15 protein-coding genes are annotated in these 10955 nt (G+C 60.8%); 7 read left to right on the plus strand and 8 right to left on the minus strand.

Going from position 1 to position 10955, the window contains the following annotated elements; translation table 11 throughout:
* Window positions 1-31: 31 nt before the first annotated feature.
* Complete coding sequence (locus tag C9411_RS10075) at window positions 32-217, minus strand: histidine kinase (RefSeq protein ID WP_233221893.1); 186 nt, start codon at window positions 215-217, stop codon at window positions 32-34.
* Between the two features lie 234 nt (window positions 218-451).
* Between C9411_RS10075 and C9411_RS10080 the strand changes: the two genes are divergently transcribed.
* The 4 genes from C9411_RS10080 to C9411_RS10095 all read left to right on the plus strand — a co-directional run bounded on the left by C9411_RS10080 (window position 452) and on the right by C9411_RS10095 (window position 5224).
* Complete coding sequence (locus C9411_RS10080) at window positions 452-1372, plus strand: Kdo(2)-lipid IV(A) acyltransferase (RefSeq protein ID WP_063989514.1); 921 nt, start codon at window positions 452-454, stop codon at window positions 1370-1372.
* Between the two features lie 102 nt (window positions 1373-1474).
* Window positions 1475-1759 carry a YciI family protein gene (locus C9411_RS10085; RefSeq protein ID WP_063989513.1) on the plus strand — a complete coding sequence of 95 codons (285 nt, stop codon included), beginning with the start codon at window positions 1475-1477 and terminating at the stop codon, window positions 1757-1759.
* Between the two features lie 199 nt (window positions 1760-1958).
* Window positions 1959-3197 carry a multidrug efflux MFS transporter MdtG gene (gene mdtG / locus C9411_RS10090; RefSeq protein ID WP_107226975.1) on the plus strand — a complete coding sequence of 413 codons (1239 nt, stop codon included), beginning with the start codon at window positions 1959-1961 and terminating at the stop codon, window positions 3195-3197.
* Between the two features lie 473 nt (window positions 3198-3670).
* Window positions 3671-5224 carry a peptide MFS transporter gene (locus tag C9411_RS10095; RefSeq protein ID WP_046686847.1) on the plus strand — a complete coding sequence of 518 codons (1554 nt, stop codon included), beginning with the start codon at window positions 3671-3673 and terminating at the stop codon, window positions 5222-5224.
* 48 nt (window positions 5225-5272) lie between these two features.
* Here C9411_RS10095 and C9411_RS10100 read toward each other — a convergent pair whose 3' ends face one another.
* The 4 genes from C9411_RS10100 to C9411_RS10115 all read right to left on the minus strand — a co-directional run bounded on the left by C9411_RS10100 (window position 5273) and on the right by C9411_RS10115 (window position 6908).
* Window positions 5273-5671, minus strand: a complete 399-nt coding sequence (locus C9411_RS10100; RefSeq protein ID WP_063989511.1) for a VOC family protein — start codon at window positions 5669-5671, stop codon at window positions 5273-5275.
* Complete coding sequence (locus C9411_RS10105) at window positions 5662-6090, minus strand: YeeE/YedE family protein (protein WP_107226976.1); 429 nt, start codon at window positions 6088-6090, stop codon at window positions 5662-5664. The genes C9411_RS10100 and C9411_RS10105 overlap by 10 nt, the downstream gene beginning before the upstream one ends.
* A 76-nt stretch (window positions 6091-6166) precedes the next feature.
* The gene (locus tag C9411_RS10110; protein WP_063989509.1) at window positions 6167-6601 is read right to left on the minus strand and encodes a YeeE/YedE family protein; all 435 of its coding nucleotides are present in this window, start codon (window positions 6599-6601) and stop codon (window positions 6167-6169) included.
* The gene (locus C9411_RS10115) at window positions 6591-6908 is read right to left on the minus strand and encodes a helix-turn-helix transcriptional regulator (RefSeq protein ID WP_107226977.1); all 318 of its coding nucleotides are present in this window, start codon (window positions 6906-6908) and stop codon (window positions 6591-6593) included. Before C9411_RS10115 ends, C9411_RS10110 begins: the two co-directional genes overlap by 11 nt.
* Before the next feature lie 137 nt (window positions 6909-7045).
* Here C9411_RS10115 and C9411_RS10120 point away from each other — a divergent pair, with 137 nt between their 5' ends.
* Window positions 7046-7840: a helix-turn-helix transcriptional regulator gene (locus tag C9411_RS10120; RefSeq protein WP_107226978.1), complete on the plus strand. Its 795-nt coding sequence runs from the start codon at window positions 7046-7048 to the stop codon at window positions 7838-7840.
* On the opposite strand, the gene leuA is transcribed toward C9411_RS10120, so the two are convergent.
* Complete coding sequence (gene leuA / locus C9411_RS10125; protein WP_107226979.1) at window positions 7797-9479, minus strand: 2-isopropylmalate synthase; 1683 nt, start codon at window positions 9477-9479, stop codon at window positions 7797-7799. The genes C9411_RS10120 and leuA overlap by 44 nt on opposite strands.
* The gene (locus C9411_RS10130) at window positions 9473-9691 is read right to left on the minus strand and encodes a hypothetical protein (protein WP_063989505.1); all 219 of its coding nucleotides are present in this window, start codon (window positions 9689-9691) and stop codon (window positions 9473-9475) included. Before C9411_RS10130 ends, leuA begins: the two co-directional genes overlap by 7 nt.
* On the opposite strand from C9411_RS10130, the gene C9411_RS10135 reads away from it, so the two are divergent.
* Together C9411_RS10135 and C9411_RS10140 are read left to right on the plus strand one after the other, a co-directional pair.
* The gene (locus C9411_RS10135; protein ID WP_063989504.1) at window positions 9690-10067 is read left to right on the plus strand and encodes a MysB family protein; all 378 of its coding nucleotides are present in this window, start codon (window positions 9690-9692) and stop codon (window positions 10065-10067) included. The genes C9411_RS10130 and C9411_RS10135 overlap by 2 nt on opposite strands.
* A gap of 33 nt (window positions 10068-10100) precedes the next feature.
* Window positions 10101-10646 carry a GNAT family N-acetyltransferase gene (locus C9411_RS10140; RefSeq protein WP_107226980.1) on the plus strand — a complete coding sequence of 182 codons (546 nt, stop codon included), beginning with the start codon at window positions 10101-10103 and terminating at the stop codon, window positions 10644-10646.
* A 6-nt stretch (window positions 10647-10652) separates the two neighbouring features.
* Here the strand turns inward: C9411_RS10140 and C9411_RS10145 are convergent, their stop codons facing one another.
* Window positions 10653-10898 (minus strand): YceK/YidQ family lipoprotein, encoded by a 246-nt coding sequence (locus tag C9411_RS10145; RefSeq protein ID WP_015377417.1) that lies wholly within the window; start codon window positions 10896-10898, stop codon window positions 10653-10655.
* Window positions 10899-10955 lie beyond the last annotated feature (57 nt).

Raw genomic sequence — 10955 nt, forward strand, 5'->3', positions numbered from 1 at the left:
CCGCCGCGCAGCCCTGGCGCAAACGCCCCGTTCAGCCTCCGCCGCCTTCGGTAAACGCGGAAGCCACTATGCCGAGCGCCATCATCACGCCGGCGAGCGCCAATATCGCGTTCATCTGCAAATGCGCGCCGACGCTGCCGACCGCTGCGCCCAAAACCAGCAGCCCCGCACTGATCCATGGTGCCAAAATATTTACCCTCTGAATAATTACCAGCAATAATATCGCCATTATCTTTGGCAGGAAAGATTGTGGAAAAATTCGGCATTCGATGCATATTTAACGCCCAAAGAGGGATTTTAATGCGTTGTGTTTTCCCGGATCGCCAGAAAAATGCCACAATAGTCGCAAACAAACGGCAGAAACGAACCTTGCCGCCGAGCTCACCCGGCTGCCAGACCATGCGATGACTCTGTCATTACACTTAAACAACCGTATTCAAACAGAGAACCCATGACTCAAGTTCCTACTTTCAATCGTTCCTTATTGCACCCGCGCTACTGGTTGACCTGGGTCGGCATCGGCTTGCTGTATCTGCTGGTGTTGCTGCCTTACCCCGTCATCTACTGGCTCGGCACCTCGATTGGGCGATTTTCCATGCGCTTTCTCAAGCGACGTGTCGCTATCGCCCAACGCAACCTCGAGCTCTGTTTTCCCGACATGCCGCAGGCCGAACGCGATGCGCTGGTGGTAAAGAATTTCGAATCGGTCGGCATGGGGCTATTTGAAACCGGCATGGCGTGGTTCTGGCCCAACTGGCGCATCGAGCGCTGGTTCAAGGTCAGCGGCCTGGAGCACATCCAAAAAGCGCGCGACAACCGGCAGGGCGTGTTGTTGATTGGCCTGCACTTTTTGACGCTGGAGCTGGGTGCGCGCATCTTCGGCATTCATAACCCGGGCATCGGCGTTTACCGCCCGCACGACAACAAGCTGATGGACTGGCTGCAAACCTGGGGCCGCATGCGTTCCAACAAATCGATGCTGGACCGCAAAGACATCAAAGGCATGATCCGCGCCCTGAAACAGGGCGATATCATCTGGTATGCCCCGGATCACGACTACGGCCCGCGCAGCAGCGTTTTCGCGCCGCTGTTCGCGGTAGACAAAGCCGCCACCACCACCGGCAGCTACGTGCTGGTGCGGATGGGCAAACCGGCGATCATTCCGTTCACCCCGCGCCGCCTGCCGGACGGCAAAGGCTATGAGCTGATCATGCAGCCGGCGGTGGAAAACTTCCCGCTGGATAACGAACTCGACGCCGCCGCCTTTATGAACAAAGTGGTGGAGAAAGAGATCCTGATGGCGCCGGACCAATACATGTGGCTGCATCGCCGCTTCAAGACCCGCCCGGAAGGCGAGCCTTCGTTGTACTGATCAAACCAACCCGCCGCCGGCGGGTTTTTTTATTGCGCGCCCCTTGAGAATCGACGGCGAGGGTGGGATGGTAAAGCCTTTACCGCCCCCCCCGGAGCCGCTATGTACATTGTCAGCCTGACCTACCATCGCCCCATTGCCGACGTCGACAGCCACCTTGACGGGCACATCGCCTGGCTTAAGAAATATTTTCAGGACGGCACCTTCATCGCCTCCGGCCGCAAGAATCCCCGCACCGGCGGCGTGATCCTGGCCAAAGGCATTGAGCGTGCGCGGCTGGACGCCATCCTGGCCGAAGATCCGTTCAACGCCGTGGCCCACTACGAGGTCACCGACTTTAGCGCCACCACCACCGCCACCGGTTTCGAGGCGCTGGCCGGCTTATAAAACGCTGTAAATTCCGCGCGCTAAGCGCGGAATAAGGTTTAAACGCCATTTTTAAAACTTTATTTCATTTTTCTCCCTATTTCCGTCCCCTGGTTTGCCGTTGCCACGCAGGCGGCGCATACTTATCAGGCTAACCTTCACGTTTTGCCCCTTCATCCTGCCGCCGGCAAAACGCGTCACCTTTCGGCAGTGGACATTTATGGCTTCGGCAGCAGAACCCGTTAACTGGAAACGCAACCTTTTCGTCGCCTGGGTCGGGTGTTTTCTCACCGGCGCCGCCTTCAGCCTGGTGATGCCGTTTCTGCCGCTGTACGTAGAGACACTGGGCGTAACCGGCCATCAGGCGCTCAACATGTGGTCCGGTTTGCTGTTCAGCATCACCTTCCTGTTTTCCGCTATCGCCGCGCCGTTCTGGGGTGCCCTGGCCGACCGACGCGGCCGTAAACTGATGCTGCTGCGCTCCGCCCTGGGCATGGCGATCGTCATGGTGCTGATGGGCATGGCGCAAACGGTCTGGCAGTTTCTCGCGCTGCGAGCGGTGCTGGGGCTGCTCGGCGGGTTCATACCCAACGCCAACGCGCTGATCGCCACTCAGGTGCCGCGCAACCGCAGCGGCTGGGCGCTCGGCACCCTGTCTACCGGCGGCGTCGGCGGCGCGCTGATCGGCCCATTGATCGGCGGCCTGTTGGCCGATCTGTACGGCCTGCGCCCGGTGTTTTATATCACCGCCGCAGTGCTGTTCGTCTGCTTCGTGCTGACGCTGCTGTATGTCAAAGAGCAATTCACCCCGGTGCAAAAGCGCGACATGTTGCACGCACGGCAGGTGTTCGCCTCGCTGAAGAACCCGAAGCTGGTGCTCAGCCTGTTCGTGACTACCATGATTATCCAGATCGCCACCGGCTCGATTGCGCCGATCCTGACGCTGTATGTGCGCGATCTGGCCGGCGCCACCCATAATCTGGCGTTTATCAGCGGGCTGATCGCCTCGGTGCCCGGCGTCGCGGCATTGATGAGCGCCCCAAGGCTGGGCAAGCTGGGCGATCGCATCGGCCCGGAGCGCATTTTGATATGTATGCTGATCGTCTCGGTGCTGCTGCTGATCCCGATGGCTTTCGTGCAAACCCCGTGGCAGCTCGGGGTGCTGCGTTTTCTGCTGGGGGCGGCTGACGGCGCGCTGCTGCCGGCGGTACAGACGCTGTTGATTTACAACTGCACCAATCAGGTGGCCGGCCGAATTTTCAGCTATAACCAATCGTTCCGCGACGTCGGCAACGTCAGCGGCCCGCTGCTTGGCGCCGCAGTCTCCGCCGGCTACGGTTTTCGCGCGGTCTTCGCCGTCACCGCTTTGGTGGTGCTGTTCAACGCCGGTTATTCCTGGTGGTGTTTGCGGCGGCGGCCGGGCTACATGCGGGAAGACACGCTGCAGGAAGAACAATAGCTGCATTTATCGCCAATTTCCGCGATTGGCCGGATCAACGCCGCGTTTCCCCTACTTTTAATAATGCTTCCTTCGGGCCCGCGAATTTTCGCGCCAGCCGGAACATTATTGATCCAACATATTGTTTATCAACAATTAATTAGCCTTCAGCGCATAAAACCCGCTGTCAATCATATTCCTGTCATAACCAACAGAAAAACCAGAAAAGGAGATGCTTGTCGACTTTTCGTCTAAAAAATGGGATACAGGTACTAGACAAAACCAACGACCAGTTATCAAATGGTTAAATAATATCACGCCAGATGTGAACCATCGGCCAAGTGAAAAAAGGTCAGCACGCTTTCCACGGTTTATCAGCGTTGCAGCCGCGGTTTTGTCGGGTAATCCGCATTGGGCGGATCGCCTTCATTAAATACACATACAACCACAGTACGGGCTGCAGCCATGCAGCGCCTTTTTATTGGGAAATCGTTATGCAATCCTCTGTCAATAAGTCAGAAAGCCGGACCTTCTTCGGCCATCCCTATCCGCTGGGTTCTCTGTTCTTCACCGAAATGTGGGAGCGTTTCTCGTTCTACGGCATCCGCCCGCTGCTGATCCTGTTTATGGCCGCCACCGTGTACGACGGCGGTCTGGGTCTGGCGCGCGAGAACGCGTCGGCGATCGTCGGCATCTTCGCCGGCAGCATGTACCTGGCGGCGCTGCCGGGCGGCTGGCTGGCGGACAACTGGCTCGGCCAACGCAAGGCCGTCTGGTACGGTTCTATCCTGATCGCCCTCGGCCACCTGTCGATCGCCCTGTCCGCGGTGATGGGCACCAACCTGTTCTTCATCGGCCTGATGTTCATCGTGCTCGGTTCCGGCCTGTTCAAGACCTGTATCTCGGTGATGGTCGGTACGCTGTACAAGAAAGGCGATGCGCGCCGTGACGGCGGTTTCTCGCTGTTCTACATGGGCATCAACATCGGCTCGTTCATTGCCCCGCTGATCTCCGGCTGGCTGATCAAGTCACACGGCTGGCACTGGGGCTTCGGCATCGGCGGTATCGGGATGCTGGTGGCGCTGGTGATCTTCCGGGTATTCGCCGTACCGGCGATGAAACGCTATGACCGCGAAGTGGGCCTGGATTCCACCTGGAACAGCCCGGTCGCAAAGAAAAAAGGCGTCGGCGCCTGGCTGCTGGCATTGGCGGTAGTCCTGGCTGCGGTCATCGTGCTGATCGCTCAGGGCACCATCGTCATCAACCCGGTTGAGGTAGCCAGCGTGCTGGTGTACGTCATCGCCGCGTCGGTCACCCTGTATTTCATCTACCTGTTCGCCTTTGCCGGCCTGAGCCGCAAAGAGCGTGCGCGCCTGCTGGTGTGCTTCATCCTGCTGATCTCCGCCGCGTTCTTCTGGTCGGCGTTTGAACAGAAGCCGACCTCGTTCAACCTGTTCGCCAACGATTACACCAATCGCATGGTCGGCGGCTTCGAGATCCCGGCGGTGTGGTTCCAGTCGATCAACGCCCTGTTCATCATCCTGCTGGCCCCGGTGTTCAGCTGGGCCTGGCCTGCGCTGGCGCGCAATAACGTGCGCCCGAGCAGTATCACCAAGTTCGTGATCGGTATCCTGTGCGCCGCCGGCGGTTTCGGCCTGATGATGCTGGCCGCGCAGAATGTGCTGAGCAACGGTGGCGCCGGCGTATCGCCGATGTGGCTGGTGGGCAGTATCCTGATGCTGACGCTGGGTGAACTGTGCCTGAGCCCGATCGGGCTGGCCACCATGACGCTGCTGGCGCCGGAGAGAATGCGCGGGCAAATGATGGGGCTGTGGTTCTGCGCCAGTGCGCTGGGCAACCTGGCAGCCGGTCTGATCGGCGGTCACGTCAAGGCCGACCAACTGGATATGCTGCCGGATCTGTTCGCTCGCTGCTCCGTCGCGCTGCTGATCTGCGCCGCCGTGCTGATCGTGCTGATCGTGCCGATTCGCCGCATGCTGGAAAATACCCAGTCCAAGAGCGCGCAAAAACCGGCGACCAACGCCTGACGGATAACCCGTTTATCTTGCAAACCGGCGCTCAATGCGCCGGTTTTTTTATGCCTGCCAGGCCTGATGTTGCAGGACCACCCGGTAGCCGTCAGGATCTTCAAAGGTTTGCCCCGCCCGATCCCAATAGGGATTATAGGCGGTGACCGCCAGGAATCCCGCCGCCCGCATCCGCTCACACGCGGCTCGCCATTCGTTCTCATTCGGCAGGTAAAACACCAGCAGATGATCCTGCGTCGGCGCCTGCCCGACCCGCACCCCGCGATGCTGCGTAAACTCCAGATGGTAGGCATGCTGCGGATGCCCAATCATCATGCCGTCAAACCCCTGATGATCGACAAACTCGCCCAGTTTTTCGAAACCCAGCCCCCGGCAATACAGCGCGGCAATCTCTTGCAACCTATCGGTCGGGCGCGCAATGCGCAGCACCGCCTTGGCTATCGACACGAACGCCTCCATCTCATGATAATCTCATACAGCGCCATGCCCGCCAGCATGGCCAGCAGGAACGGCCATACCCGTTGTATCTCCGCCCCCGCCAACACCCAGGCCGGGCCAGGGCAAATGCCCGCAATGCCCCAACCAATGCCGAACAACGCGCTGCCCACCAGCAAACGGCGATCCACACGCCCGGCGGCCGGGATCTGCAGCGGTTCCCCCAACAGGCTCCGCTGGCGTCGACGCGCCCACATAAAGGCCGGCACCGCTACCGCAATCGCCCCAACCATCACCAACGCCAGCGAAGGATCCCACTGGCCGGTAATATCGAGAAACGCCAGTACCTTAGCCGGATTGGCCATGCCGGCGATAATTAACCCCAGGCCGAAAATCACGCCGCTCAGCAGCGCCAACAGAGACTTAAGCATCTTCACCCTCCCAGCAGATGGCGCATCAGCCACACGGTCGTAAAGCCCAGCAGCGCCAACAGAGACTTAAGCATCTTCACCCTCCCAGCAGATGGCGCATCAGCCACACGGTCGTAAAGCCCAGCAGCATAAACACCGCCGTGGCGGCCAACGATCGCGGCGCCAACCGCGCGACGCCGCACACGCCGTGCCCGCTGGTGCAGCCGCTGCCCAATCGAGTACCCACCCCCACCAACAGCCCCGCCATCGCCAGCCCGCCGCTGCCGGCCGCGATCTCACCGGACGGCAAAGCCGCAGCGGCGGCATACAGCCAGGGGGAGAGCAGCAACCCGCCAATAAATGCGGCGCGCCAGCCCCGCTCCCGGCCGCCCGCGCTCAATAAGCCGCCGGTAATGCCGCTGATACCGGCGATGCGGCCGTTGAACAGCAGCAGCAACGCCACCGCGCCGCCGATAATGGCCCCGCCCGCCAGCGCGGAATAAGGCGTGAAGTGTTGCCAGTCAATGGTCATCGCGGCTCTCCGGCTGTGGGCAATACAGTTGATACAGGGTATGGAGCAGCGTCAGCGCTTTGGCATCGGCCACCGCATAGTAAATCTGCTTGCCGGCGCGTCGGGTGGAGACCAAGCCCTCCTCGCGCAGCACGCCAAGCTGTTGGGACAACGTCGGCTGGCGGATAGCCAGCGTCTGCGCCAGCTCGCTCACCGCCATTTCGCCCTGGCTGAGCCGGCACAGCAGCAGCAGCCGATCTTCATTGCCCAAGGTACGCAGCATCGCACCGGCCTGCGCCGCCGCCTTGCGCATCGCGTCGATATCCATCCCCCCCTCCAATCAATTTATAAAATTATATAATATAATTTTATAAACTATTTATCTGCCGCGTGCCACAGGCTGGTGTGAAACAGCGCCGCATGGCATGCTGTCCTCCCCCTTTTGCCGCGCGGAGCCTGCTTACGATGCTGTTGTTTCACGACATTCTGCCGCCCGATCAGCCTGTCCGGCCATTAGCCAGGGATTATCACCACGGTGACAGCGAGCCGGACCACTACCATAATTGCGCGCAGCTGATTCACAGCCTGAGCGGCGTGGTGCAGGTCACGACCCGGCTCGGCAGTTGGGTGGTGCCACCCGGCCGCGGCGTCTGGGTACCGGCGAAAATGGTGCACAGCCTGCGCATCACCGGCCAGGTAGCGGCCAGGACGCTGTTCGTCGATCCGCTGGCGCGTGCCGATCTGCCGGCCCAATGCCAGGTGGTACAGGTGTCGCCGCTGCTGCGCGAGTTGATTATTTGCGCGATGGAGATTGCGCCTGACTATCCAAGCGGCGGGCGCGATGAGCGCGTGATGGAACTGATCCTGGATGAGTTGAGAATGCTGCCGATCCTGCCGCTGCACCTGCCGGAACCGCGCGAGGCCTCTCTGCTCGCCCTGTGCCGCCATATTCAGGCCACGCTGGCACAGCCCTGGATGCTGGAACAGGCGGCCGCTCATCTCAGCGTCAGCGGGCGCACCCTGTCGCGGCGCTTCCAGCGAGAAACCGGGCTGCATTTTAGTGATTGGGTGCGGCGCGCCCGTTTGCTGGCGGCGTTGAACGCGCTGGCGACCGGCCGCTCGGTGTTGGAAGTGGCGCTGGATCTTGGCTATGACAGCCCCAGCGCGTTCAGCGCCATGTTCCGCCGGTTATTGGGGGTTGCGCCCAGCGACTATTTCAGCCGGACCGCGCCGACGACAGATAGCGCCCGGCAACGTTGAACAACGCCTGCAGCGAAGCGCTGGCGGAGTCAACGTCGATGCCAACGCCGTAGGTCGCCTCACCTTGCGGCAGCGTACAGCGGATATAGGCCACCGCTCGGCTGTCGCTCTGATGCCCCAGCGTATGCTCGTGGTAATCCTCGATCGCCAGCGGCAAGCCGAAGCGTTGGCGCAGCGCATCCACCGCGCTGGAAAGCAGGCCGTTGCCGGCGCCCTGCAGGCGCAGTGGCACTCCCTCGCAGGCAACTCGCGCGTTGAAGCTATAAGCCTCTACCCCGTGACTTTCCGTCTGGTAGCTTAACAGCTGCAAACGCGGCTGCTCCACCAGCCCGTAGGTATCGCGGAACAAGCGCCACAGCTGCGCGCCGCTCATTTCCTTGCCACTGCCGTCGGTCGCCCGCTGTACCACCTGACTGAAATCGATCTGCAAGCCGCGCGGCAACGCCAGCCCATGATTCTGTTCCAACAACCAGGCGGCGCCGCTTTTGCCGGACTGGCTGTTGACCCGGATCACCGCCTCATAGCTGCAGCCGACATCGGCGGGATCGAGCGGCAGATAAGGCACCTGCCACCAGCCATCCTGTCGCTGCCGTTGCGCAGCGAAGCCTTTTTTGATCGCATCCTGATGCGAACCGGAGAAGGCGGTAAACACCAGCTCACCGGCATAAGGATGGCGAGGATGCACCGGCAGCTGATTGCACAGCTCCACCACCTCCACCACCTGCTTCAGGCGGCTGAAGTCCAGGCCCGGCGCTACGCCCTGGGTATAGAGATTCAACGCCAGCGTAACCAGATCGACGTTGCCGGTGCGCTCTCCGTTGCCGAACAGGCAACCTTCGACCCGATCGGCGCCGGCCAACAGCGCCAGCTCCGCGCAGGCCACGCCGGTACCACGATCGTTATGCGGATGCACGCTGATCGTCACATCGGCGCGGCGGCTGAAGTGGCGACAAAACCATTCGATCTGATCGGCATACACGTTGGGCGTACTCACCTCCACCGTCGCCGGCAGGTTGATGATCATCGGCCGCTGCGGCCCCGGTTGCCACACCTCCGCCACTGCTTCGCAGATCTCCAGCGCGAACTCTAATTCAGTAAAACAGAAGGTTTCCGGCGAATACTCAAAGCACCAGGTGGTATCGGGCTGTGCCTCGCACTGCCGGCGGATGCGCCGCACGCCGTTCACCGCCAGCGCCACGGTGGCGGCCTTATCCTGGCGGAACACGATATCGCGAAACATCGGCGCCGTGGCGTTGTACAAATGCACGATAGCCCGCGGTGCTCCCTGCAGCGCCTCGAAGGTGCGATCGATCAGATCGTCGCGCGACTGCGTCAGCACTTGAATAGTGACGTCGTCCGGGATCAGCCGCTCGTCGATCAGCGTGCGCACAAAATCGAAATCCGTTTGCGATGCCGAAGGGAAAGCCACCTCGATCTCTTTGAAACCGCACTGCAACAGCAGTTGATAGAATTCGCGTTTGCGCGCGTTATCCATCGGCTCCGCCAGCGCCTGGTTGCCGTCGCGCAGATCGCTGGAGCACCAGCGCGGCGCCTGCCGCAGCGTACGCGCAGGCCACTCGCGGTCCGGTAACGCCACCGGCGGGAACGGTCGGTATTTGCTTGAAGGGTCGATTAACATGGGCTTCTCCTGACGCCTGAGTGAACGATAGCGCCATTATTTCCCGCCATCGCCGCCTCTTCTCCCGCTTTGCGGACAATCATCGTCGCAAAGCGGACAACAAAAAAATTTGCATCCTGCGCCAGTGAGACAACAATTAGTTTTGACGTTTTCACCCACGCGACGGCAGCACCGCCGGGCGCTTTACTCTCATCGTCAACGGAGGCAAACATGAGCCTGTATGCAACCCTGGAAGAAGCCATCGAGGCCGCACGCGAAGCGTTTATCGACACCGCCGAAGGCGGCAGCGGTGACGAACCACCGGTGCCGCAACAGTTCAATCTGCAAAAGTACGTGATGCAGGATGGCGACACGATGTGGCAGGCGGAGTTCTTCGAAGAAGAAGGTGAGGCGGTGGAATGCCTGACGCTGCGCAGCGGTGCGGCGGCGCAGGCGATCTTTGACGGTGACTACGACGAGGTGGAAATTACCGCAGAGTGGATAGACGAAAACACCCTCTACGAATGGGAAGAAGGCGACTTTCAGCTCGAACCGCCGCTGGATACCGAAGAAGGCCAGGCCGCGGCCGATGAATGGGATGAGCGTTAACCCGCACCACGCTTTCATCGCCAAGGAGGCAGCATGATCATTCGTCGGGCCCGCCCCACCGACTACCCTGCCATTTTGCAGCTGCAGGGGGAAAACGTGCCGGAAGCGCTCGACGAGCGCCAAAAACGGCAGGGATTTATCGTATCGCGCATGAATGAGGCACAACTGACGGCGATCAACCGCGGCATCGGCATACTAGTGGCCGAACAGGAGAACCAACTGGCAGGGTTCGTTTGCTTGATGCCCGCCGACGTGCACCCGAGGCCGCCGGTGGTGGACGCGATGCTGGCGACGCTCGCCACGCAATCCTTCACCGGGCGGGCGCTGAGTGAACAGCGGGTGTTTCTCTACGGCCCGGTTTGCCTCGACGCCGCCTGGCGCGGCAAAGGTGTGCTAAAGCGCCTTTACGCCGCGGTCAAAGCGCACACCCGTCATGACTACGACGTGGGCGCGCTGTTTATCGACGACGACAATCCGCATTCGTTGGCGGCTCACGTGCAAGGGTTGGGCATGACGGCGCTGGCGCCTTTCCATTGTGGGCAGAAAGGCTATCAGCTGGTGGTGTTCGCCACCCGCTGAACGGGTTTATTCATAGGGGCCATGCTGCGCATCGAATGGCAGCATAAAGGTGTCCACCACCATCGACAGCGGCACGTCTATCACCGTGACGTAGCGCCAGGGCGTATCGCGCAAATCCCACTGCACGCCGGGATAGTACTGGTGGCCATGCCCCGCACCGGGCACGGTGCGGCTGATGATGCTGCCGCAACCGGTTAAGGCCATCACGCCGGCCGCCACGCAAGCCAGCCGAAGGTAGGAAGAGAGCTTCACGACATTGACTCTGAGCAAAGGGTTGTTTCGCGAGTGAACAACGCATCGGCCGCAGTC

Source organism: Serratia sp. Nf2 (assembly GCF_003028435.1).
Classification (GTDB): domain Bacteria; phylum Pseudomonadota; class Gammaproteobacteria; order Enterobacterales; family Enterobacteriaceae; genus Serratia; species Serratia marcescens_L.